Genomic DNA, 21,581 nt, shown 5'->3' on the forward strand with positions numbered 1-21,581 from the left:
GGATACCCTTGGGGGCGACTGTCCGCCCGACCCCTAGACCCGAGGATCCGCGACCACCGTGTTCGATACCCTCTCCGACCGCCTTGCCGCGACATTCAAGAACCTCCGGGGCAAGGGCCGCCTGTCCGAGGCGGACATCGACGCCACCGCCCGCGAGATCCGCATCGCCCTGCTCGAGGCGGACGTGGCGCTGCCCGTCGTCCGCGCCTTCATCAAGCAGGTCAAGGAGCGGGCCCTCGGCGCGGAGGTCTCGCAGGCGCTGAACCCGGCCCAGCAGGTCATCAAGATCGTCAACGAGGAGCTCATCGGCATCCTCGGTGGCGAGACCCGCCGCCTCCGGTTCGCCAAGAACCCGCCGACCGTGATCATGCTCGCGGGTCTCCAGGGTGCCGGTAAGACCACCCTCGCCGGAAAGCTCGGCCTCTGGCTGAAGGGCCAGGGCCACTCCCCGCTGCTGGTCGCCTGTGACCTCCAGCGCCCCAACGCCGTCAACCAGCTCGGCGTGGTCGCCGAGCGCGCCGGCGTCGCCTTCTACGGCCCGCAGCCCGGCAACGGCGTGGGCGACCCGGTCCAGGTCGCCAAGGACTCGATCGAGTACGCCCGGACCAAGGTCCACGACATCGTCATCGTCGACACCGCCGGCCGCCTCGGCATCGACCAGGAGATGATGCAGCAGGCCGCGGACATCCGTGACGCGGTCTCGCCCGACGAGATCCTCTTCGTCGTCGACGCGATGATCGGTCAGGACGCGGTCAACACGGCCGAGGCCTTCCGCGACGGCGTCGGCTTCGACGGTGTGGTGCTCTCCAAGCTCGACGGTGACGCCCGCGGTGGTGCCGCCCTGTCGATCGCGCACGTCACCGGCCGCCAGATCATGTTCGCCTCCAACGGCGAGAAGCTGGACGACTTCGACGCGTTCCACCCGGACCGCATGGCGTCCCGCATCCTCGGCATGGGCGACGTGCTGTCGCTGATCGAGAAGGCCGAGCAGACCTTCAGCCAGGAAGAGGCCGCCAAGATGGCCTCCAAGTTGGCGAGCAGCAAGGGCAAGGACTTCACGCTCGACGACTTCCTGGCCCAGATGGAGCAGGTCCGGAAGATGGGCTCCATCTCCAAGCTGCTCGGCATGCTCCCGGGCATGGCCCAGATGAAGGAGCAGATCAACAACATCGACGAGCGTGACGTGGACCGTACGGCCGCGATCATCAAGTCGATGACGCCGGGCGAGCGCCAGGACCCGACGATCATCAACGGCTCCCGGCGGGCGCGTATCGCCCGGGGTTCCGGTGTCGAGGTCAGCGCGGTGAAGTCGCTGGTCGAGCGGTTCTTCGAGGCCCGCAAGATGATGTCGCGCATGGCCCAGGGCGGCGGCATGCCGGGCATGCCGGGCATCCCGGGCATGGGTGGCGGCCCCGGCCGCCAGAAGAAGCAGGTCAAGCAGGCCAAGGGCAAGCGCAAGAGCGGCAACCCGATGAAGCGCAAGGCCGAGGAAGCGGCCGCCGCGGCGCGCCGCGAACAGGCACAGCAGGGCGGCGCGTTCGGGCTGCCGAACGGTGAGCCCGGCAAGGACTTCGAGCTCCCGGAGGAGTTCAAGAAGTTCATGGGCTGACCAGCGGTCGCAGCGGTCCTGGCGAGGGGCGTCCACCACGGGTGGGCGCCCCTTCGTCCGTAATGCCGCTTCCGTCCGCCTCTCGCATCATGGCTGCGTGGCCAATTCCGTACCCCCGCGCGACCGCACCGACCAGCCCTGGCGCTCCGAGGGCGCACCGCCGCCGCCCCCGCCGCGCAAGAAGATGCCGGGCTGGGTCGGGCTCCTGCTGGCCGCGGTGGCCGTCTTCGTCCTCACCAACCTGGCCCTGTCCTTCTTCGGCGACGAGGACGAGCGGACCATCTCGTACACCGAATTCAGCCGACAGGTTTCGGGGGGAAACGTCGCCAAGATCTACTCCAAAGGCGACGCCATTGAGGGCGAGCTGAAGAACAAGCAGCGCTTCACCACCCAGCGACCGGCCTTCGCCGACGACAACCTCTGGGCGGAGCTGACCAAGCAGAAGGTCACCGTGACGGCCGAGCCGGTCGTCGACAGGCCCAGCTTCCTCGCCAACCTGCTGTTCTCGCTGGCCCCGATCCTGCTGCTGGTCGTGCTGTGGCTGGTCATCGCCCGCCGGATGAGGGGCGCCGGACTGGGCGCGGGCGGCATGCTCGGCCGCAAGGCCCCGCCCAAGCCGGTCGAACTGGAGGTGGGGCAGCGGACCACCTTCGCCGACGTCGCGGGGATCGACGAGGTGGAGGGCGAGCTCAACGACGTCGTCGACTTCCTGAGGAACCCCCAGGCCTACCGCCGGATGGGCGCCAAGATGCCGCGCGGCGTGCTGCTGTCCGGCCCTCCCGGCACCGGCAAGACGCTGCTGGCACGGGCCGTGGCGGGGGAGGCGGGCGTGCCGTTCTTCTCCGCGTCCGCGTCCGAGTTCATCGAGATGATCGTGGGCGTCGGCGCCTCACGCGTACGGGAACTGTTCAACGAGGCCCGCAAGGTCGCCCCGGCGATCATCTTCATCGACGAGATCGACACCATCGGGCGCGCCCGGGGCGGCGGCGCCGCCATGGGCGGGCACGACGAGCGGGAACAGACGCTGAACCAGATCCTCACCGAGATGGACGGCTTCTCCGGCGCCGAGGGCGTCATCGTCATCGCGGCCACCAACCGCGCCGACGTCCTGGACCCGGCGCTGACCCGCCCCGGCCGCTTCGACCGGATCGTCCACGTCAGCCCGCCCGACCGGGGTGGCCGCGAGGCCATTCTCCGCATCCACACCCGCGACATCCCGCTGGCCGGGGACGTCGACCTCGCCCAGGTCGCCCGTACGACGCCGGGCATGACCGGCGCCGAGCTGGCGAACCTCGCCAACGAGGCCGCCCTCCTCGCGGTCAAGCGCCGCCAGCACCAGGTCACCCGCTCCGACCTGTCCGACGCGCTGGAGAAGGTCCAGCTCGGTGCCGAACGCGCCCTGGTCATGCCCCTGGAGGAGCGGCGCCGCACCGCGTACCACGAGAGCGGTCACGCGCTGCTCGGCATGCTCCAGCCCGGCGCCGACCCGGTCCGCAAGGTGACCATCGTCCCGCGCGGCCGGGCCCTGGGAGTGACCCTGTCGACGCCCGACGCCGACAAGTACGCGTACACGGAGGAGTACCTGCGCGGCCGGATCATCGGCGCGCTCGGCGGCATGGCGGCCGAGCAGGTCGTCTTCGGCGTCATCACCACCGGCTCGGAGAGCGACCTGGAACAGGTCACGAACATCGCGCGCGGCATGGCGGGCCGCTGGGGCATGAGCGAGCGGGTCGGCCGGCTCAGCGCCATCCCCGGCGACGCACAGCAGGCGTACGGGCTGTCGGCGGCGCCCGCGACGCTGGACGCGGTGGCCGAGGAGATGCGCCGCATCGTCGACGAGTGCTACGAGAGCGCCTGCCGGCAGCTCCAGGAGCACCGCCCCAGGCTGGACGCGCTGGCGGCGGCGCTCCTGGAGAGCGAGACGCTGGAGGAGGAAGAGGCCTACCGGGCCGCGGGCATCACCCGCCTCGGCAAGGAGTAGCCGTGGGCCCGGCCCGCCGTGGCGTGGCCACCCGCCCGGCCCGCCGGGACGTGGCCACTCGCCCGGCCCGCCGGGGCGTGGCCAACCGCGCGGGCCTCGCCGTGGCGCGTCAGGGCGTCCTGGCGACCAGGTAGCGGAACACGTTCGGCATCCACACGGTGCCGTCGGGGCGCACGTGCGGGTGGAGGGCCTCGGTGACCTCCTTCTCCACCGTCGCCTGGTCGGATGCGGCCACGGCCGCGTCGAACAGGCCGGTCGAGAACAGGCCGCGTACGGCGCTGCCGATGTCCGCGTACCCGAACGGGCACGCCACCCGTCCCGAGCCGTCCGGCCGGAGCCCGGCCCGCGCGGCCACCTCCTCCAGGTCGTCCCGGAGGGCCGGACGCCACGTCGCGCCGGTGCGCAGCCGCTCGGTCAGCCTGCCCGCCACCCGCAGCACGGCCGACGTGGCGCACCGCTCCGGCGGGCCCCAGCCCGCCAGCACCACCGCGCTGCCCCGTTCCGCCAGCCGTACCGCAGCCGAGAGGGCGGGCGCCAGCCCGTCGGAGTCACCCGCGGTGCAGCCGATCGGCTGGAAGGCCGTGATGAGGTTGTACGCCGGACGGGTGGGATCGGCGGCGTCGGCCGGCCCGCCGTACAGCAGTCTCGTCTCGCCGCAGCGGTGGGTTTCGCGCCCTGCCGCGTCGGGGAGCAGGCGCTTGCGCGCCAGGTCCACGCGCGCGTGGTCCGTGTCGACACCCGTGACCTGCGCGCCGCGCGCGGCGGCCATCAGCAGGGCGAGGCCCGAGCCGCATCCGAGACCCAGGAGCCGCGTTCCGGTACCGACCTCCAGATGCTCGTACACCGCTTCATAGAGCGGAACCAGCATCCGTTCCTGGATCTCCGCCCAGTCGCGGGCACGGCCGGGCGCATCCGAAGCCGGAGGGGCCGAGGCCGGGTGGGGGTGGTGCTGGACGAGCATAGGTGTCATCGAAAGCGCCCCAATCCGCCGAGAGGTCCATCTGTGCGTCTCTGCCCTGATTGACAGCCCCCGTGTACGTGCGCTCGCACTCCCCGTAGCCAGGGAACTCCGCATCCGCCCCCAAGTCCAGGGGTCGGGGAGCAATGCTTGCGTGCCCCGGTTGTGCGCCCCCGAGTGCGGCACGAACCACCTCCCATAGTGGAGGCGCCCCGCGATTCCCGCCATGCCAGGACGGCGGCCCGGGCCCCATCACCCCTCCCGGCCAGCGGCGTTCCCGCTTCCCGGGCCCCTTCCCGCCACACCGTCCAGGGCCTGCCCGCCCCCACTGCGCCCCCGGCGCGGGCCGCCGGGCCACGCCCCGGGGGCGGTGGCGCCGACTGCGGGCGGTGGCGGTAGGGTCGCCTTCGGCAACCGGCGGCCCTCCCGGCCGGTGCTGCCCTTCGACCGGGTTGGCGCCTCGACCCGACCGGCGCCTTGACCGGGGCGGCGACCGGCGCGCGGCGGTCGGCTACGCGCCGGGGCGTACGCGCCGCTACGTACCACCTTGATGCGAGCTGCGCGGCTTCTCCGCAGATCAGCGCACTGGCCCTCGTCGGGACGCATCAACGGCAACTGACGGGTACGTGCAAATTATTTGGGATGCCCCGGAATGGAACCCGCGGGCACTCCGGCTCGTTGTCACGACGTGAGCACGACACCACCTGTTCTCGCCGCAGAGCTGGCACAGGCGTGGGCCGACATTCAGCGGCACCACCCCGAGCTGCCCGATCTCGCCGCGCCCGAATCCCTGATCGGAGAGTCGTCGTCCGCATGTGGCGCCGAGCTCTCCTTCGAGCGACTGCTCCATGAGGCAGTCCACGGCATCGCCGCCGCGCGAGGCGTCCGCGACACCTCGCGCGCCGGTCGCTACCACAACCGCAGATTCCTGGCGATCGCCGAGGAGATGGGCCTGGACCACTCCGAGGAGCCGCACCCCAGCAGCGGTTTCTCCCTGGTCACGCTCAGCCCCGAGGCCAAGCGCCGGTACCGCCCGACCATCGAGCGGCTCCAGCGCGCCCTGAAGGCGCACACGGTCGCCACGGCGTCGGACACCAAGCGCTCCTTCCGCGGGCCGGCCGCCCGGCACGGCTCCTCCGGTGGCGGCGTGCGGGTCAAGGCCGTGTGCGACTGCGGTCGCAACGTCCGGGTCGTGCCCTCGGTCCTCGCGCAGGCGCCCATCGTGTGCGGCGGCTGCGGGAAGCCCTTCCGCATCCCGGAAGCCGTGGGCGCGGCAAGCTGACCCCGCGTGATGTGGCACAATGGCTAGCTGTACTCGACAGTCGAACAGGACCCCTCTCTCCTCCGGCTGACGCGTCCATCGGGCACTCGAGTACCGCAACCCCACGCGGCATCCCGTTGTGCCCAACCACGTCAAGACCAGGAGACACCACACCCGTGGCAGTCAAGATCAAGCTGAAGCGTCTGGGCAAGATCCGTTCGCCTCACTACCGCATCGTCGTCGCCGACTCCCGTACCCGCCGTGACGGCCGGGCCATCGAGGAGATCGGCCTGTACCACCCGGTGCAGAACCCGTCGCGCATCGAGGTCGACTCGGAGCGTGCGCAGTACTGGCTGTCCGTCGGCGCCCAGCCGACCGAGCCGGTTCTCGCGATCCTGAAGCTCACCGGCGACTGGCAGAAGGCGAAGGGCCTGCCGGCCCCGGAGAAGCCGCTGCTGGCCCCGGCGACCAAGGAAGAGAAGCGTCGTTCCTTCGACGAGTTCGCCAAGGCGCTCGAGGGTGACGAGGCGAAGGGTGAGGCCATCACCCCGAAGGCGAAGAAGGCCGACAAGAAGGCGGACGAGGCCGAGGCCGCGTCCACCGAGTCGACCGAGGCCTGAGCATGCTCGAGGAGGCTCTCGAGCACCTCGTGAAGGGCATCGTCGACAACCCCGACGACGTGCAGGTCGCCTCGCGCAACCTGCGCCGCGGGCGCGTGCTGGAGGTCCGGGTCCACCCCGACGACCTCGGCAAGGTGATCGGCCGCAACGGCCGCACCGCGCGCGCTCTGCGTACGGTCGTGGGTGCCATCGGTGGGCGGGGCATCCGCGTCGACCTCGTCGACGTGGACCAGGTCCACTGATCAAGTTGGCAGTTTTACCTTAGTTGCGCCGGCGCGGGCCGGGGAGGGCTACGGCTCACCCCGGCCCGTCGTCGTACGACAGGAGAGATGAGAACGTGCAGCTCGTAGTCGCACGGATCGGCCGCGCCCACGGCATCAAGGGCGAGGTCACCGTCGAGGTGCGTACGGACGAGCCCGAGCTGCGGCTCGCGCCCGGTGCCGTACTGGCCACGGACCCGGCCTCCACCGGTCCGCTGACCATCGAGACCGGCCGCGTCCACAGCGGCCGGCTGCTGCTGCGCTTCGAGGGCGTACGGGACCGCAACGCCGCCGAGGCGCTGCGCAACACCCTGCTGATCGCCGACGTGGACCCGGACGAGCGCCCCGAGGAGCCCGACGAGTACTACGACCACCAGCTCATGGACCTGGACGTCGTCCTCGCCGACGGCACCGAGGTCGGCCGGATCACCGAGATCTCCCACCTGCCCTCCCAGGACCTGTTCGTGGTCGAACGGCCCGACGGCAGCGAGGTCATGATCCCGTTCGTCGAGGAGATCGTCACCGACATCGACCTCGACGAGCAGAAGGCGGTCATCACCCCGCCGCCCGGTCTCATCGACGACCGGGCCGAGGTCGCCTCCGCCCGTGACGCCGCCGACGCCAAGGAGGCCGCCGGCTCCAAGGGCACGGCCGGCTCCAAGGACGCGGGAGACCAGAGCTGATGCGGCTCGACGTCGTCACGATCTTCCCCGAGTACCTCGAACCGCTGAACGTCTCCCTGGTCGGCAAGGCACGCGCGCGTGGCCGGCTCGACGTCCACGTGCACGACCTCCGGCAGTGGACCTACGACCGGCACAACACGGTCGACGACACCCCCTACGGCGGCGGCCCCGGCATGGTCATGAAGACCGAGCCCTGGGGCGACGCCCTGGACGACGTACTGGCCTCCGGCTACGAGACCGGCGCCCACGGACCGGTGCTGGTCGTCCCCACGCCCAGCGGGCGGCCCTTCACCCAGGAGCTCGCCGTCGAGCTGTCCCAGCGCCCCTGGCTGATCTTCACCCCCGCCCGGTACGAGGGCATCGACCGCCGCGTCATGGACGAGTACGCCACCCGGATACCCGTCTACGAGGTCTCCATCGGCGACTACGTGCTGGCCGGCGGGGAAGCCGCCGTCCTGGTCGTCACCGAAGCCGTGGCGCGCCTGCTGCCCGGCGTCCTCGGCAACGCCGAGTCCCACCGCGACGACTCCTTCGCCCCCGGTGCGATGGCCAACCTGCTGGAAGGCCCCGTCTACACCAAGCCGCCCCAGTGGCGCGGCCGTGGCATCCCCGACGTCCTGCTCAGCGGCCATCACGGCAAGATCGCCCGGTGGCGGCGGGACGAGGCACTGCGCCGGACCGCCCGCAACAGGCCCGACCTGATCGAGCGCTGCGACGCCTCCGCGTTCGACAAGAAGGACCGCGAAACCCTCTCCCTGCTGGGCTGGGCACCGGAACCCGGTGGCCGATTTTGGCGCAGGCCCCAGGACGTGGAAGAATAGGCCGCTGCTGTACGTCCGGCGTGCGCCCCTGCCACAGGGGGACACGACGCCCGTCCGACGCGATCAGCACCCCTTTTCTCATCTCGATATTCCGTTGATGACCTGTGGCATCAGCGAGGAAGCAGACACACATGTCTCACGTGCTCGACGCCGTCAACTCCGCGTCCCTGCGGACCGACGTGCCGGCGTTCCGTCCCGGTGACACCGTGAACGTCCACGTTCGCGTCATCGAGGGCAACCGCTCCCGTATCCAGCAGTTCAAGGGTGTCGTCATCCGCCGCCAGGGTTCGGGCGTCAGCGAGACGTTCACCGTCCGCAAGGTCTCCTTCTCCGTTGGCGTCGAGCGCACCTTCCCGGTGCACAGCCCGATCTTCGAGAAGATCGAGCTCGTGACCCGCGGTGACGTCCGTCGCGCCAAGCTGTACTACCTGCGTGACCTGCGCGGCAAGGCTGCGAAGATCAAGGAGAAGCGCGACAACTGAGCCTCGGCTCACCTCGTCGCGAGGGGGTCCACAGGGCGGCCGGATACCATCTGGCTGCGATGGACACCGAAGCACAGCACACCGAGCGCGACCGCTCCTCCGAGCCGGAGGAGCGGTCGCGCTCCGTGCTTTTCCGGCGGCACCTCTGGCTGACCGGCCTGGGCTGTGCCGTCTTCCTGCTGCTGTTCAGCCACTTCGTGGTGCAGCCCTTCCAGATCCCCAGCGGGTCCATGGAACCCACCCTGCGGATCGGGGACCGGGTGCTGGTGAACAAGTTGGCGTACCGTTTCGGTTCCGAGCCCGCGCGCGGGGACGTCGTCGTCTTCGACGGCAACGGCTCCTTCGTCCGGGAGGCGCCCGAACAAAACCCGGTCACGGGGCTGTTCCACGGGGCGGCCGCGGCCCTCGGCCTCGCCGAGCCCGCCGACACCGACTTCGTGAAGCGCGTGGTGGGGGTGGGAGGCGACCGCGTGAAGTGCTGCGACGAGGGGGGAAGGGTCGAGGTGAACGGCGTACCCGTGGAGGAGGACTACCTGTACGTCGGTGACGCGCCGTCCCAGGTCCCCTTCGACATCGTCGTGCCCGAGGGCACCCTGTGGGTCATGGGCGACCACCGCAGTCACTCGCGGGACTCCCGCGACCACCTCGGTTCGCCGGGCGGCGGCATGGTGCCCGTCGACCACGTGATCGGGCGGGCGGACTGGATCGGCTGGCCCTTCGGACGCTGGTCGGGGGTGGAGCCGACGGGCGCCTTCCGCGACGTACCGGCGGGCGGACCGGCGGGCGGGGGCCATGGGTAACCGCGGCAAGCAGGGCAGCCACCGGGCGGACACCCGGCTGCCCACCGGCTCACGCCCCACGGACGGCGCCCGGCCCCTGCCGGGGCGGGCGGAGCGGCGCAAGCTGGCCCGCAAGGTCAAGCGGCGCAGGCGGCGCTCGGCCGTCAAGGAGATACCCCTCCTCATCACGGTGGCGCTGCTCATCGCGCTCGTACTGAAGACCTTCCTGGTGCAGGCCTTCGTGATCCCGTCCGGCTCCATGGAGCAGACGATCCGGATCGACGACCGGGTCCTGGTGGACAAGCTCACGCCCTGGTTCGGCTCGAAGCCGCAGCGCGGGGACGTCGTCGTCTTCAAGGACCCGGGCGGCTGGCTCCGCCAGGAGCAGGCGCCCAAGAAGGACGACCCGGTGGTCGTCAAACAGGTCAAGCAGGCCCTGACCTTCATCGGCCTGCTGCCGTCCGAGGACGAACAGGACCTGATCAAACGGGTGGTGGCGGTCGGCGGGGACACCGTCAAGTGCTGCGACGCGGACGGCCGGGTCACCGTCAACGGCGTACCCCTGACCGAGCCGTACCTGCATCCGGGAAACGTTCCTTCCACCATCAAGTTCGATGTGAAGGTGCCCGCCGGGCGGATCTTCGTGATGGGCGACCACCGGTCGAACTCGGCCGACTCGCGGTTTCACCTGAACGAGGCGTTTCAGGGAACGGTCTCGGAAGAGGAGGTCGTCGGGCGGGCGGTCGTCATCGCCTGGCCCTTCGACCACTGGCGGAGGCTTGAGGAACCGGACACCTTCGCGTCGGTTCCGGACTCGCGGACCGGGACTGCGTCGGCGATCGGCGCGTCGCATAGTGTGTCCTCTCGGAATGTGAACGGATTGACCGGACTCCCGACCCCTGCGGAACTCCCGCTCGTTATGGGAGTGGTGGGCCTGCCCCTGCTGTGGGGCTGGCGGTTGCACGGAGTGAGGAGTGGATGTGGGGGATTTGGCGGTCGGCGCACGATCCGGACACGAGGAGCCCGAGGAGAGGCCGGAGCGGTTCGGCGAGCCCTCCTCGTCCGGATCCGTCGGGGAGCCCCCATCCGAGACCGGTCCGACTGACGGCGACGGGGACGCCGACGGGGACGGTGGCCCCCGCGACCCCAAGAAGCCCCGTTCCTTCTGGAAGGAACTGCCGCTGCTGATCGGTATCGCCCTGCTGCTGGCGCTGCTGATCAAGACGTTCCTGGTGCAGGCGTTCTCGATCCCCTCCGACTCGATGATGAACACGCTCCAGCGCGGCGACCGGGTGCTGGTCGACAAGCTGACCCCGTGGTTCGGCTCCGAGCCGGAGCGCGGCGAGGTCGTCGTCTTCCACGACCCGGGCGGCTGGCTGGAGGGCGAGCCCACTCCCAAGCCCAACATGGTGCAGGAGTTCCTGAGCTGGATCGGCCTGATGCCGTCGTCGGAGGAGAAGGACCTCATCAAGCGCGTCATCGCGGTCGGCGGTGACACGGTGAGCTGCAAGAAGGGCGGCAAGGTCGTCGTCAACGGCAAGCCGCTGGACGAGACCTCGTACATCCACCCCGGCTCCACGCCCTGCGACGACGAGCCCTTCGGGCCCATCAAGGTGCCCGAGGGCCGCATCTGGGTGATGGGCGACAACCGGCAGAACTCGCTGGACTCCCGCTACCACCAGGAGCTGCCCGGCAGCGGCACGGTCGCCAACGACAAGGTCGTCGGGCGGGCCGTCGTGGTGGCCTGGCCGGTCACCCGCTGGTCCACCCTGCCGGTGCCGGACACCTTCGACCAGCCGGGGCTGAGTGCCGCGGCGGCCGCGTCGAGCGCGGTCGCGCAGATGGCCGGCCCGGGAGCGCTGGGTCTTGCCGGTGCGCTGCCGCTGGTGCTGTGGCGGCGGAAGCGGCGCGGGGCTGACGCGCGAGTCTGACGTGCGGGGCTGACGCACGGGGCGACGCACGGGGCTGACGGGCGAGCCTGACGTGCGGGGCTGACGGGCGAAGGCTTGTGGCGAACGGCGGGCTTGAGCGGCTGGGTGGCGGCGCGGCTGGGCGGCGGGGCGTTCGGTCGGCTGCGCGGTTGGTCGGCCGGGGGCTGCGCGGGTTGTCGGTTGCACGGCTGGTCGGCCGGCCGCTGGGCGGCTGCCGGTCCGCTCTTGGTCGGCATACCGCCGGGTAGGGGTGCGCGGGTAGGGTGCCGTCCCAGATCGTCGTCTCGCGAAGGTGGGAGCGCTGGGATGGGCAAGGACGTCACGACGGACGACGGCCACGGCCGTCTCGGCAGTGTGCTGTCGGGGCTGGCCGTGGCCGTCGGCTGTGTGCTCTTCCTCGGCGGTTTCGTCTGGGGAGCGATCGAGTACCAGCCGTACACCGTGCCGACCGACTCGATGTCCCCGACCGTGGCCGCGGGCGACCGGGTGCTGGCGCAGCGGGTGGACGGCGATGAGGTCCGGCGCGGTGACGTCGTGGTCTTCAAGGACTCGGCCTGGGGCGACCTGCCGATGGTCAAGCGGGTCGTCGGGGTGGGCGGTGACAAGGTCGCGTGCTGCGACAGCGCCGGTCGGCTCACCATCAACGGCAAGGCGGTGGAAGAACCGTATCTGCGCTCCGAGGGGCCCGCGTCCTCCACGCCGTTCACGGCCGCGGTGCCGGACGGGCAGCTCTTCCTGCTCGGTGACGAGCGCGCGAGCTCCCAGGACTCCCGCCTCCACCTCCAGGACCCCGGGCAGGGCGCGGTGCCGCGCGGCGCGGTGAGCGCGCGGGTGGACGCCGTGGCGTGGCCCCCGGGCGCGATGGTCGAGCGGCCGCGGAGCTTCGCGGAGCTGCCCGGTGGCGTGTCGCGGCCCGGGCCGGTTCAACTGGTGGTCGGGTCGGTGGCGGCCGGGGCGGTGCTGATCCTGGCCGGCGCGGCGTACGGGCCGGTCGCGCGGCGGCTTTCCCGGGCGGGCCGGCGGGCGCGTACGGGGGCGGGTACGGGAGCGAGTGCGCATGGCTGAGGAGACGCCGCTGCGGCAGGTGGCCCGCGTGGTGCTGCTCGACCCGCGGGACCGGATCCTGCTGCTGCACGGGCACGAGCCGGACGACCCCTCCCACACGTGGTGGTTCACGCCCGGCGGCGGGGTCGAGGGGGACGAGACCCGCGAGGAGGCCGCGCTGCGCGAGCTCGCCGAGGAGACCGGCCTGACGGACGTACGGCTCGGTCCCGTGCTGTGGCAGCGGGAGTGTTCGTTCCCGTTCGCCGGGCGGCGCTGGCACCAGGACGAGTGGTACTACCTGGCCCGTACGACCAGCACCACGGTGGCCCTGGGCAAGTTGACGGAGCTCGAGACGCGCAGTGTCGCGGGGCTGAGGTGGTGGACCTCCGCCGAACTGTCGGCGGCGCGTGAGACGGTGTACCCGACACGACTCGCCGAGCTGCTCCGCACGCTGCTCGACGAGGGACCCCCGAGTACGCCGGTGGTCCTGGCCCCCGAAATCGTCTAGGGGCGCAGGAGACTGGAGCACAATAGGGGGACGCACGGCTGAAGGGGAACATGCCATGAGCGCCGAGGACCTCGAGAAGTACGAGACCGAGATGGAGCTGAAGCTCTACCGGGAGTACCGCGATGTCGTCGGTCTGTTCAAATATGTGATCGAGACCGAGCGTCGCTTCTACCTCACCAACGACTACGAGATGCAGGTGCACTCGGTGCAGGGCGAGGTGTTCTTCGAAGTCTCCATGGCGGATGCCTGGGTCTGGGACATGTACCGGCCGGCGCGGTTCGTCAAGCAGGTGCGTGTTCTCACGTTCAAGGACGTGAACATCGAGGAGCTCAACAAGAGCGACCTGGAACTGCCGGGGAGCTGAGCCGCAGGGCGGTTCAGCGGAACTGAGGTCCCGTCGCGTTTCACCCCTGGGATGAGGCCCAACGCTGTTCACCGGTGTGGGTGACCGGGTTTTCCACAACCGGCCCGTTGTCCACCAAGATCCACAAGTCCGGCGCCGACACGTCACAGTCGGTGACGGAGGTGGTGCCGGATGAACGCGACGGGGGCACTGGGGCGGTACGGCGAGGAGCTGGCGGTCCGCCGGCTCGGCGAGGCCGGGATGGCCATGCTCGCCAGGAACTGGCGGTGCGGGCGGGCCGGGGAGATCGACATCGTCGCCCGCGACGGTGACACGGTGGTCATCTGCGAGGTCAAGACCCGCAGAGGGGGCGGCTTCGAGCACCCCATGGCGGCGGTGACGCCCGTGAAGGCGCGGCGGCTGCGGCGGCTCGCCGAGTGCTGGCTGGAGCGGCACGGCGGCGGCCCACCGCCCGGCGGGGTGCGTATCGACCTGGTCGGGGTGCTGCTGCCCCGGCGCGGCGCGCCCGTCGTGGAGCACGTGCGGGGGGTGGCCTGATGGGCTTCGCACGGACGTGTTCGGTGGCCCTGGTCGGCGTCGAGGGCGTGGTCGTCGAGGTCCAGGCGGACCTGGAGCCGGGCGTCGCGGCGTTCACGCTGGTCGGGCTGCCGGACAAGAGCCTCACGGAGAGCCGCGACCGGGTGCGGGCCGCGGTGGTCAACTCGGACGCGGAGTGGCCGCAGAAGAAGCTGACGGTCGGGCTCAGCCCGGCCTCCGTACCGAAGGGCGGCTCGGGATTCGACCTCGCCGTCGCCGCGGCGGTGCTGGGCGCGGCCGAACGCGTCGACCCCCGGACCATCGCCGACCTGGTCCTCATCGGGGAGCTCGGGCTCGACGGCCGGGTCAGACCGGTGCGGGGCGTGCTGCCGGCGGTGCTCGCCGCCGCCGAGGCCGGCTACCGGCAGGTCGTCGTCCCCGAGCAGACGGCGGAGGAGGCCGCGCTGGTGCCGGGCGTCTCGGTCCTCGGCGTCCGCACACTGCGGCAACTGATCGCGGTGCTCGCCGACGAGCCGGTGCCGGAGGAGGAGCCGGACGAGGCGGGCCGGCCCGATGCCATGCTGGCCGGGCTGCTGGTCCCCGGGGCCGGCGTGGGCACCGGACTCAGCCACGACCCGGCCGACGCGCCCGACCTGGCGGACGTCGCCGGACAGCGGGCGGCGCGCGTCGCCCTGGAGGTCGCGGCGGCCGGCGGGCACCACCTGCTGCTGTCCGGGCCACCGGGCGCGGGCAAGACCATGCTGGCCGAGCGCCTGCCGGGCATCCTGCCCCCACTGACCCGCCAGGAAGCCCTGGAGGTCACCGCGGTCCACTCAGTGGCGGGCATCCTGCCGCCCGGCGAGCCGCTGGTGCGCCGGCCGCCGTACTGCGCGCCGCACCACTCGGCGACCATGCAGTCCCTCGTCGGCGGCGGCAATGGCCTGCCGAGACCGGGTGCCGTCTCGCTGGCACACCGAGGGGTGCTCTTCCTGGACGAGGCGCCCGAGTTCTCCGGCAAGGCGCTGGATGCCCTGCGCCAGCCCCTGGAGGCCGGCCATGTGGTGGTGGCGCGCAGCGCGGGCGTGGTTCGGCTGCCGGCGCGGTTCCTGATGGTGCTGGCAGCCAACCCGTGCCCGTGCGGGCGGCACACCCTGCACGGGGCGGGCTGCGAATGCCCCGCCTCGGTGATCCGCCGCTACCAGGCCCGGCTGTCGGGGCCACTGCTGGACCGGGTCGACCTGCGCGTCGAGGTGGAACCGGTCGGCCGCGCGGACCTGCTGGGCCAGGGCGGGCGCGGCGAGTCCACCGAGACGGTCGCCGCGCGGGTGCTGGACGCCCGGGCACGCGCCGCCGCCCGCCTGGACGGCACGCCCTGGAACGTCAACTGCGAGGTGCCCGGGCACGAGTTGCGCACCCGCTGGCAGGTCGTCCCCGGCGCCCTCGCGCCCGCCGAGCGGGACATCGAACGGGGCCTGCTCACCGCGCGCGGCCTGGACCGGGTGCTCCGGGTCGCCTGGACGCTCGCCGACCTCGCGGGCCGCGACCGCCCCGGCCCCGACGACGTCCACCTGGCGCTGGAGCTGCGGACCGGCATCGCCCGGGGCGTACCGATGACGGTCGGGGAGGCGCTGTGACCCGGATCGGGTGGGGTGGCCCGGGGTGGCGGGAGTGGGGTGGCGTACCGCGGGCGGGGAGCGCGGGGACGGCAGGCGTACGGGGCCGCACCGGCGGGATGGGGGCGGCTTGGGAGGGGGGAGCGGCATGGCCGGAGGAGTGACCGAGCGGGAGCGGTGGGCGCGGGCGGCGTTGACGAGGGTCGTCGAACCGGGTGATGAACACGGCGGGCGCTGGCTACGGGAGCTGGGGGCCGTGGAGCTGTTCCGGCGGCTGACGTCCGCGCCGCACGAGGACGAAGCGCTCACCGGGGCGAGCGAGAGGCGCGTCCAGGGCTTCCGGATACGGGCCGCGCGGGCCGACCCCGAGCGGGACCTGGCGGCGGTGGCGGCCTTCGGCGGGCGGTTCCTCGTCCCGGACGACCCCGAGTGGCCCAGCCAGCTCGACGACCTGGGGGACGCCCGGCCCGTCGGCCTCTGGGTGCGCGGCCGGCCCGACCTACGGCGCTGGGCGCTGCGCTCCGTGGCCGTCGTCGGGGCGCGGGCCTGCACCCCCTACGGGGCCCACATGGCGGCGACCCTCGCCTCGGGGCTCGCCGAGCGCGGCTGGGTCGTGGTCTCCGGCGCGGCGTTCGGCGTCGACGGCGCCGCTCACCGGGGGGCGCTGGCCGCCGGCGGGGCGACCGTCGCCGTGCTGGCCAACGGGGTGGACGTGGCCTACCCGCGCGGCCACGCCGAGCTGATCGGGCGCATCGCGGAACAGGGCCTGGTGATCGGGGAGTTGCCGCCCGGCGCCCACCCCACCCCGAGCCGGTTCATCCTCCGCAACCGCGTGATCGCCGCGCTCACCCGGGGCACGGTCGTCGTCGAGGCCGAGTACCGCAGCGGCTCCCTGGTGACCGCCCGCGCCGCGCAGCGGCTCGGCAGGTTCACCATGGGCGTTCCCGGCCCGGCCACCAGCGGGCTCTCCGCGGGGGTGCACGAGCTGCTGCGCGGCGAGGCCGAGCTGGTCACGGACGCCGCGGAAGTCGCGGAACTGGTCGGCGACATCGGCGACCTGGCCCCGGCCCGGCGCGGTCCCGTCCTGCCCCGGGACCTCCTCGACCCGATCAGCGCACGCGTGCTCGAAGCCCTGCCCGCACGGGGGAGGGCCGCCACCGCCGGCACCGTCGCGCATGACGCCGGCACCACGGTTGACGAGGCACTCGGCAGGCTGTACGAACTCCACTCCCTGGGATTCGTCGAACGCCATGGCGAGGGATGGCAGTTGACGGCCGGGGCCATACGTCGCCCGAACGCCCGGCGAGGCGGTGCTTGACCCGGAGCATTCGGGTGAAAAGGTGATTCCGATGACCCTCGCAGCTCTCTCGGCGACCTCCGAGGGGCCGACGTCCGCGCAGTCGGCCCCCTGGGCCCCATTCGAAGATGCGGCCGATGGCACGCCCTCGCGGAGGCACTATCCAGGGACCTTCGCTCACCGCGACTCCTCAGTCACGCTACGCTCACCAGAATTACCCCCTCCGCATCCCGCCCTCATCCCCCCGTCCCCACTCACACCCCAGCAGAACGGCTCAAGGCGACGCATGCCCCAGCACACCTCCGGGTCCGACCGCACAGCGGTGCCCCCCGCTGCCCGGGGCACCGTGCGACCACCCGCACCCTCGTCGCTCGACGAGCTGTGGCGGTCGTACAAGGACACGGGCGACGAGCGGCTGCGGGAGCAGTTGATCCTGCACTACTCGCCGCTGGTGAAGTACGTCGCGGGCCGGGTGAGCGTCGGTCTGCCGTCCAACGTGGAGCAGGCGGACTTCGTGTCGTCCGGGGTCTTCGGACTCATCGACGCGATCGAGAAGTTCGACATCGAGCGGTCGATCAAGTTCGAGACGTACGCCATCACCCGTATCCGCGGCGCGATGATCGACGAACTCCGGGCGCTGGACTGGATCCCGCGCTCCGTGCGGCAGAAGGCGCGGGCCGTGGAGCGCGCGTACGCCACCCTGGAAGCCCAACTGCGGCGCACCCCCTCGGAGAGCGAGGTCGCCTCGGAGATGGGCATCGCCCTGGAGGAACTGCACGCGGTTTTCAGCCAGTTGTCACTGGCGAACGTGGTGGCCCTGGAGGAGCTGCTGCACGTCGGCGGCGAGGGCGGCGACCGGCTCAGCCTCATGGACACCCTGGAGGACACCGCCGCGGACGACCCGGTCGAGGTGGCCGAGGACCGAGAGCTGCGGCGGCTGCTCGCCCGCGCCATCAACACCCTGCCGGAGCGCGAGAAGACGGTCGTCACGCTGTACTACTACGAGGGGCTGACCCTGGCCGAAATCGGTAACGTGCTGGGGGTCACCGAGAGCCGCGTCAGCCAGATCCACACCAAGTCGGTACTCCAGCTCAGGGCGAAGCTGGCCGATGTAGGACGCTGACGTCGAACGGGCGGTCGTAGAGTGGAGCCGTGCCCAGGATTCGAGCGGCCTCCGTGGCCGAGCACCGGACCATGCAGCGCGGCGCCCTGCTGGACGCCGCGCGTTCCCTGTTGTCCGAAGGCGGGACGGAGGCGCTGACCTTCCCCGCCCTCGCCGAGCGCACCGGCCTGGCCCGGTCGTCCGTCTACGAGTACTTCCGCTCCCGTGCCGCCGTCGTCGAGGAACTGTGCGCGGTCGACTTCCCCGTGTGGGCGGCGGAGGTCGAGGCGGCGATGCAGCGGGCGGACACGCCCGAGGGCAAGGTCGAGGCGTACGTCCGCACCCAGCTCGACCTCGTCGGCGACCGGCGCCACCGTGCGGTCGTCGCCATCTCCGCGAGCGAACTGGACGACGGGGCGCGGGAGAAGATCCGCGCGGCTCACGGCGGGCTGATCGCCATGATCGTCGAAGCGCTGGCGGAGCTGGGCCAGGAGCAGCCACGGCTGGCCGCGATGCTGCTCCAGGGCGTGGTGGACGCGGCGGTGCGCCGTATCGAGCTCGGCGCGGCGGAGGATCCGTCGGCCATCGCCGACACGGCCGTCTCCATGGCCCTCCGGGGTGTCCGGGGCGCGTAGCCCTTTCCCGTCCGTACGCGGCGGCCGGCCTGCGGCTCGGGCTGCGGCCCGGTGCTCGGTGTGGCTTCCGGCTGGTGGGCGGTCGGGCATGGCCCGCCCCGGCGGCGGAACCCTGTCGGGGGCGGGGCGGCCTGACCCGGTGGGTGTGGGGTGTGGCCCCTCCGGGCTCACCTCCTCGAGGCCGGCGGCCTTGGGCACGCGGAGTCGGGAGCCCAGCCTTTGCCGCCAACCTCTGCGGGGGCGACCCTGCACGGCCCCACCCCGGTCGTACGCCGTCTGCGGGCGCGTTTCTCCGACCATGGCGAGGAGGGGCCGTGCAGGGTCGCCCCCGCAGCCGATCGGCGGCGAGATACGGCTGCGAGACCGGCTCGGTGCCCCGCCGACGGCGAGGAGGTGAGCCCGGAGGGGCCCCGTCCCCGGCCCACCGGCCGGAACCAACCCGGCCCGCGCGCCGCACGGCACACCGCCCCAAGCGATCCCGCGCGCCGCACCGGTTCGGTCAGGCGCGGTCGGTGAGGGGTAGCAGCCGTGAGGGTGGGCGGGGGAGGAGCGACAGGGGGTTGAGGTAGGTGTCGGCCCGGCGGAGGCCCCAGTGGAGGCACGCGCGGGCGCAGTGGGAGCCGGGGCCGGGGGAGACGACCGCGACCACCTGGCCGGCCGTGACCTCGGTGCCCGGGCGGAGTAGGGGGCGGACCGGCTCGTAGGTGGTGCGCAGCGGTGGGGTGCCCGTGGACGGGTGGTTGATCGACAGCACGCCCCGGCCCGCCACCGGGCCCGCGAACGAGACCCGGCCGGCCGCCACCGCGCGGACCTCGGTGCCCGGCGGGGCGGCGAGGTCGACGCCGCGGTGCCCCGCACCGTACGCCGAGGCGGGGGGCTCCCAGCCCCGCACGATCGCCGGGCGCGGCGGGCCCACCGGCCAGGCGGCGGTCAGGACGGACGTGACGGACAGGACCAGGGCCAACACGGTGGAGTACATGCGCAGAATGTGGCGCAGGGGTGCCCGACCGCGCTGATCATGGACCCGATCTGTGGACTACCGGCCGGTTGTGGACAGCGCCGTCACCCACCGCTGCCAAGGTCCCGTACACTTCTTCTGGCGACCCGGGCCACCGGGTCGACTTCGCACGCCCCGCCACCACCCTCAAAAGTCGTGGCAGCGCTCTTCGGTCCATTCGTGGCACAGCGCGTCGGGGCGTCAGGACATAACCGAGAACCAAGGAGATACGGCCATGGCCGTCGTCACGATGCGGGAGCTGCTGGAGAGCGGCGTCCACTTCGGTCACCAGACCCGTCGCTGGAACCCGAAGATGAAGCGCTTCATCTTCACCGAGCGCAACGGCATCTACATCATCGACCTGCTCCAGTCGCTGTCGTACATCGACCGCGCCTACGAGTTCGTCAAGGAGACCGTCGCGCACGGCGGCTCCATCATGTTCGTGGGTACCAAGAAGCAGGCCCAGGAGGCCATCGCCGAGCAGGCGACCCGCGTCGGCATGCCGTACGTCAACCAGCGCTGGCTCGGTGGCATGCTCACCAACTTCTCCACCGTCTACAAGCGCCTTCAGCGTCTGAAGGAGCTCGAGGCGATCGACTTCGAGGACGTCGCGGCCTCGGGTCTCACCAAGAAGGAGCTCCTGGTCCTCTCGCGCGAGAAGGCCAAGCTGGAGAAGACCCTCGGCGGTATCCGCGAGATGCAGAAGGTGCCGAGCGCCGTCTGGATCGTCGACACCAAGAAGGAGCACATCGCCGTCGGTGAGGCGCGCAAGCTCCGCATCCCGGTCGTCGCGATCCTCGACACCAACTGCGACCCCGACGAGGTCGACTACAAGATCCCGGGCAACGACGACGCGATCCGCTCCGTCACCCTGCTCACCCGCGTGATCGCCGACGCCGTCGCCGAGGGCCTCATCGCCCGCTCCGGCGCCGCGACCGGCGACCAGAAGCCGGGCGAGAAGGCCGCCGGCGAGCCGCTGGCCGAGTGGGAGCGCGACCTGCTCGAGGGCGAGAAGAAGGCGGACTCCGACGAGGCTGCCGAGAAGCCGGCCGAGGCCGCTGCGGAGGCCCCGGCCGCCGAGGCTCCGGCCGCCGACGCCGAGCAGGCCTGACCTTTCAGGTTCGGATGACGGCGGGGGCCCACGAAGCTCCCGCCGTCCACCCGTAGATCTTCGTAGATCTTCCAGACTTCGAGAGAGACTTACAGATCATGGCGAACTACACCGCCGCTGACGTCAAGAAGCTCCGCGAGCTCACCGGCGCCGGCATGATGGACTGCAAGAAGGCGCTGGACGAGGCCGAGGGCAACGTCGACAAGGCCGTCGAGGCGCTGCGCATCAAGGGCCAGAAGGGCGTCGCCAAGCGCGAGGGCCGCTCCGCCGAGAACGGCGCCGTCGTCTCCGTGATCGCCGACGACAACACCTCCGGTGTCCTCGTCGAGCTGAAGTGCGAGACGGACTTCGTCGCCAAGGGTGAGAAGTTCCAGAGCGTCGCCAAGGCCCTGGCCGAGCACGTCGCCAAGACCTCCCCGGCCGACATCGAGGCGCTGCTCGCGTCCGAGATCGAGGCCGGCAAGACCGTCCAGGCGTACGTCGACGAGGCCAACGCCAACCTCGGCGAGAAGATCGTCCTGGACCGCTTCGCACAGTTCTCCGGCGGTTACGTCGCGGCGTACATGCACCGCACCATGCCCGACCTGCCCCCGCAGATCGGTGTCCTCGTCGAGCTCGACAAGGAGAACGCCGAGATCGCCAAGGGTGTCGCGCAGCACATCGCCGCGTTCGCCCCGAAGTACCTCTCCAAGGACGACGTCCCGGCCGAGGTCGTCGAGGCCGAGCGCCGCGTCGCCGAGGAGACCACCCGCGCCGAGGGCAAGCCCGAGGCCGCGCTCCCGAAGATCGTCGAGGGTCGCCTCAACGGCTTCTTCAAGGACGCCACCCTCCTGGGTCAGCCGTACGCGCTCGACAACAAGAAGTCCGTCCAGCAGATCCTGGACGAGGCCGGTGTCACCCTGAAGCGCTTCAGCCGCATCAAGGTCGGCATCTGAGCCGGTACGCGCTCGACACGGGAGCCCGCTAGGGTTTTCCCAGTGGACGGTCGGTCGCGTGAGCGCCGGCGGCC

General features: G+C 71.7%; 23 protein-coding genes. 21 read left to right on the plus strand and 2 right to left on the minus strand.

The features are described 5' to 3' along the window. Window positions 1–58 precede the first annotated feature (58 nt). Window positions 59–1,609: a signal recognition particle protein gene (gene ffh / locus ACZ46W_RS10355; RefSeq protein ID WP_468334320.1), complete on the plus strand. Its 1,551-nt coding sequence runs from the start codon at window positions 59–61 to the stop codon at window positions 1,607–1,609. Window positions 1,610–1,706: 97 nt separating this feature from the next. After that, on the plus strand, window positions 1,707–3,590 hold the full coding sequence (gene ftsH, locus ACZ46W_RS10360) for an ATP-dependent zinc metalloprotease FtsH (protein ID WP_468334323.1): 1,884 nt from the start codon (window positions 1,707–1,709) through the stop codon (window positions 3,588–3,590). A 109-nt stretch (window positions 3,591–3,699) separates the two neighbouring features. On the opposite strand, the gene ACZ46W_RS10365 is transcribed toward ftsH, so the two are convergent. Next, complete coding sequence (locus ACZ46W_RS10365) at window positions 3,700–4,560, minus strand: methyltransferase domain-containing protein (protein ID WP_468334326.1); 861 nt, start codon at window positions 4,558–4,560, stop codon at window positions 3,700–3,702. A gap of 676 nt (window positions 4,561–5,236) precedes the next feature. Here ACZ46W_RS10365 and ACZ46W_RS10370 point away from each other — a divergent pair. The 17 genes from ACZ46W_RS10370 (at window position 5,237) to ACZ46W_RS10450 (ending at window position 18,464) form a co-directional block, all read left to right on the plus strand. Beyond that, entirely contained in the window at window positions 5,237–5,830 is a 594-nt protein-coding gene (locus ACZ46W_RS10370; protein ID WP_208827820.1) for a hypothetical protein, read from the plus strand. A 155-nt stretch (window positions 5,831–5,985) separates the two neighbouring features. Then, on the plus strand, window positions 5,986–6,429 hold the full coding sequence (rpsP, locus tag ACZ46W_RS10375) for a 30S ribosomal protein S16 (RefSeq protein ID WP_366131726.1): 444 nt from the start codon (window positions 5,986–5,988) through the stop codon (window positions 6,427–6,429). A gap of 2 nt (window positions 6,430–6,431) precedes the next feature. After that, window positions 6,432–6,671, plus strand: a complete 240-nt coding sequence (locus tag ACZ46W_RS10380) for an RNA-binding protein (RefSeq protein WP_018850017.1) — start codon at window positions 6,432–6,434, stop codon at window positions 6,669–6,671. A gap of 95 nt (window positions 6,672–6,766) precedes the next feature. Beyond that, entirely contained in the window at window positions 6,767–7,372 is a 606-nt protein-coding gene (gene rimM / locus ACZ46W_RS10385) for a ribosome maturation factor RimM (RefSeq protein ID WP_468334332.1), read from the plus strand. Continuing rightward, entirely contained in the window at window positions 7,372–8,193 is an 822-nt protein-coding gene (gene trmD, locus ACZ46W_RS10390; RefSeq protein WP_468334335.1) for a tRNA (guanosine(37)-N1)-methyltransferase TrmD, read from the plus strand. Before rimM ends, trmD begins: the two co-directional genes overlap by 1 nt. 131 nt (window positions 8,194–8,324) lie before the next feature. After that, the gene (rplS, locus tag ACZ46W_RS10395; protein WP_345688591.1) at window positions 8,325–8,675 is read left to right on the plus strand and encodes a 50S ribosomal protein L19; all 351 of its coding nucleotides are present in this window, start codon (window positions 8,325–8,327) and stop codon (window positions 8,673–8,675) included. A gap of 59 nt (window positions 8,676–8,734) precedes the next feature. Next, window positions 8,735–9,475, plus strand: a complete 741-nt coding sequence (lepB, locus tag ACZ46W_RS10400) for a signal peptidase I (protein WP_468334340.1) — start codon at window positions 8,735–8,737, stop codon at window positions 9,473–9,475. Then, window positions 9,468–10,559, plus strand: coding sequence for a signal peptidase I (gene lepB / locus ACZ46W_RS10405; RefSeq protein WP_468334343.1), 1,092 nt, complete (start codon window positions 9,468–9,470; stop codon window positions 10,557–10,559). Before lepB (ACZ46W_RS10400) ends, lepB (ACZ46W_RS10405) begins: the two co-directional genes overlap by 8 nt. Continuing rightward, the gene (gene lepB, locus ACZ46W_RS10410) at window positions 10,444–11,385 is read left to right on the plus strand and encodes a signal peptidase I (RefSeq protein WP_468334750.1); all 942 of its coding nucleotides are present in this window, start codon (window positions 10,444–10,446) and stop codon (window positions 11,383–11,385) included. The genes lepB (ACZ46W_RS10405) and lepB (ACZ46W_RS10410) overlap by 116 nt, the downstream gene beginning before the upstream one ends. 306 nt (window positions 11,386–11,691) lie before the next feature. Next, window positions 11,692–12,450, plus strand: coding sequence for a signal peptidase I (lepB, locus tag ACZ46W_RS10415; RefSeq protein WP_468334346.1), 759 nt, complete (start codon window positions 11,692–11,694; stop codon window positions 12,448–12,450). Further along, window positions 12,443–12,937: an NUDIX hydrolase gene (locus ACZ46W_RS10420; RefSeq protein ID WP_468334349.1), complete on the plus strand. Its 495-nt coding sequence runs from the start codon at window positions 12,443–12,445 to the stop codon at window positions 12,935–12,937. The genes lepB (ACZ46W_RS10415) and ACZ46W_RS10420 overlap by 8 nt, the downstream gene beginning before the upstream one ends. A gap of 55 nt (window positions 12,938–12,992) precedes the next feature. After that, on the plus strand, window positions 12,993–13,301 hold the full coding sequence (locus ACZ46W_RS10425; protein WP_005311352.1) for a DUF2469 domain-containing protein: 309 nt from the start codon (window positions 12,993–12,995) through the stop codon (window positions 13,299–13,301). A 171-nt stretch (window positions 13,302–13,472) separates the two neighbouring features. Then, the gene (locus ACZ46W_RS10430; RefSeq protein ID WP_468334352.1) at window positions 13,473–13,838 is read left to right on the plus strand and encodes a YraN family protein; all 366 of its coding nucleotides are present in this window, start codon (window positions 13,473–13,475) and stop codon (window positions 13,836–13,838) included. Continuing rightward, entirely contained in the window at window positions 13,838–15,451 is a 1,614-nt protein-coding gene (locus ACZ46W_RS10435) for a YifB family Mg chelatase-like AAA ATPase (RefSeq protein WP_468334355.1), read from the plus strand. Before ACZ46W_RS10430 ends, ACZ46W_RS10435 begins: the two co-directional genes overlap by 1 nt. A gap of 127 nt (window positions 15,452–15,578) precedes the next feature. Beyond that, window positions 15,579–16,748 (plus strand): DNA-processing protein DprA, encoded by a 1,170-nt coding sequence (dprA, locus tag ACZ46W_RS10440; RefSeq protein ID WP_468334358.1) that lies wholly within the window; start codon window positions 15,579–15,581, stop codon window positions 16,746–16,748. 265 nt (window positions 16,749–17,013) lie between these two features. Next, window positions 17,014–17,850: an RNA polymerase sigma factor WhiG gene (gene whiG, locus ACZ46W_RS10445; RefSeq protein ID WP_366131738.1), complete on the plus strand. Its 837-nt coding sequence runs from the start codon at window positions 17,014–17,016 to the stop codon at window positions 17,848–17,850. A 53-nt stretch (window positions 17,851–17,903) separates the two neighbouring features. After that, window positions 17,904–18,464: a TetR/AcrR family transcriptional regulator gene (locus tag ACZ46W_RS10450; RefSeq protein ID WP_468334753.1), complete on the plus strand. Its 561-nt coding sequence runs from the start codon at window positions 17,904–17,906 to the stop codon at window positions 18,462–18,464. Window positions 18,465–18,963: 499 nt separating this feature from the next. Here the strand turns inward: ACZ46W_RS10450 and ACZ46W_RS10455 are convergent, their stop codons facing one another. Continuing rightward, window positions 18,964–19,443 carry a murein hydrolase activator EnvC family protein gene (locus ACZ46W_RS10455; RefSeq protein ID WP_468334362.1) on the minus strand — a complete coding sequence of 160 codons (480 nt, stop codon included), beginning with the start codon at window positions 19,441–19,443 and terminating at the stop codon, window positions 18,964–18,966. Between the two features lie 253 nt (window positions 19,444–19,696). Here ACZ46W_RS10455 and rpsB point away from each other — a divergent pair, with 253 nt between their 5' ends. Beyond that, a complete protein-coding gene (rpsB, locus tag ACZ46W_RS10460) occupies window positions 19,697–20,572 on the plus strand; it encodes a 30S ribosomal protein S2 (RefSeq protein WP_468334365.1) in 876 nt (291 codons plus the stop codon). Window positions 20,573–20,670: 98 nt separating this feature from the next. Then, a complete protein-coding gene (tsf, locus tag ACZ46W_RS10465) occupies window positions 20,671–21,507 on the plus strand; it encodes a translation elongation factor Ts (protein WP_468334368.1) in 837 nt (278 codons plus the stop codon). The last annotated feature ends 74 nt before the right edge of the window (window positions 21,508–21,581 follow it).

This window comes from Streptomyces sp. NPDC031064, assembly GCF_055570965.1.

Excerpts from the sequence above, each read along its gene's own strand:
- dprA (WP_468334358.1), top strand. The coding sequence starts at position 15,579 with ATGGCCGGAGGAGTGACCGAGCGGGAGCGGTGGGCGCGGGCGGCGTTG.
- rpsB (WP_468334365.1), top strand. The coding sequence starts at position 19,697 with ATGGCCGTCGTCACGATGCGGGAGCTGCTGGAGAGCGGCGTCCACTTC.
- whiG (WP_366131738.1), top strand. The coding sequence starts at position 17,014 with ATGCCCCAGCACACCTCCGGGTCCGACCGCACAGCGGTGCCCCCCGCT.
- ACZ46W_RS10420 (WP_468334349.1), top strand. The coding sequence starts at position 12,443 with ATGGCTGAGGAGACGCCGCTGCGGCAGGTGGCCCGCGTGGTGCTGCTC.
- ACZ46W_RS10380 (WP_018850017.1), top strand. The coding sequence starts at position 6,432 with ATGCTCGAGGAGGCTCTCGAGCACCTCGTGAAGGGCATCGTCGACAAC.
- ACZ46W_RS10455 (WP_468334362.1), bottom strand. The coding sequence starts at position 19,443 with ATGTACTCCACCGTGTTGGCCCTGGTCCTGTCCGTCACGTCCGTCCTG.
- ACZ46W_RS10430 (WP_468334352.1), top strand. The coding sequence starts at position 13,473 with ATGAACGCGACGGGGGCACTGGGGCGGTACGGCGAGGAGCTGGCGGTC.
- tsf (WP_468334368.1), top strand. The coding sequence starts at position 20,671 with ATGGCGAACTACACCGCCGCTGACGTCAAGAAGCTCCGCGAGCTCACC.
- lepB (WP_468334346.1), top strand. The coding sequence starts at position 11,692 with ATGGGCAAGGACGTCACGACGGACGACGGCCACGGCCGTCTCGGCAGT.
- ACZ46W_RS10435 (WP_468334355.1), top strand. The coding sequence starts at position 13,838 with ATGGGCTTCGCACGGACGTGTTCGGTGGCCCTGGTCGGCGTCGAGGGC.
- lepB (WP_468334343.1), top strand. The coding sequence starts at position 9,468 with ATGGGTAACCGCGGCAAGCAGGGCAGCCACCGGGCGGACACCCGGCTG.
- rplS (WP_345688591.1), top strand. The coding sequence starts at position 8,325 with ATGTCTCACGTGCTCGACGCCGTCAACTCCGCGTCCCTGCGGACCGAC.
- ACZ46W_RS10425 (WP_005311352.1), top strand. The coding sequence starts at position 12,993 with ATGAGCGCCGAGGACCTCGAGAAGTACGAGACCGAGATGGAGCTGAAG.
- ACZ46W_RS10365 (WP_468334326.1), bottom strand. The coding sequence starts at position 4,560 with ATGACACCTATGCTCGTCCAGCACCACCCCCACCCGGCCTCGGCCCCT.
- lepB (WP_468334340.1), top strand. The coding sequence starts at position 8,735 with ATGGACACCGAAGCACAGCACACCGAGCGCGACCGCTCCTCCGAGCCG.
- trmD (WP_468334335.1), top strand. The coding sequence starts at position 7,372 with ATGCGGCTCGACGTCGTCACGATCTTCCCCGAGTACCTCGAACCGCTG.